The following is a 291-nucleotide window of genomic DNA, read 5'->3' on the forward strand; positions in this document are numbered from 1 at the left end:
GATTACTTATACCGGTTCAAAAGCTGTTGTAACGACTAAGGAAGTAACCAAAACTGAAGAAGTTGCCTTCCAGACTCGTGAGGTTGAAAATGCACTCTTAGCTGAAGGTGTTCGCCGAGTGAAGACAGCTGGTCAAAAAGGTGTTCGTACCATTGTTGAAACAGTGACTTACACAGATGGTGTTGAAACAGGTCGTGTTGAGAAATCAAACACAATCACCACTCCAGCAGTAGACGAAGTTGTCGAAGTTGGAACTAAGAAAGTAGTAGCCCCAGTTGTAACGACTAAGGA

1 protein-coding gene is annotated in these 291 nt (G+C 43.3%); it reads left to right on the forward strand.

Going from position 1 to position 291, the window contains the following annotated elements:
- A partial coding sequence (locus B7723_RS00050) for a G5 domain-containing protein (RefSeq protein WP_193432017.1) occupies positions 1 to 291 on the forward strand: 291 nt, incomplete at both ends.

Origin of the sequence: Streptococcus oralis subsp. oralis, from assembly GCF_002096435.1 — a bacterium.
Taxonomy (GTDB): domain Bacteria; phylum Bacillota; class Bacilli; order Lactobacillales; family Streptococcaceae; genus Streptococcus; species Streptococcus oralis_AA.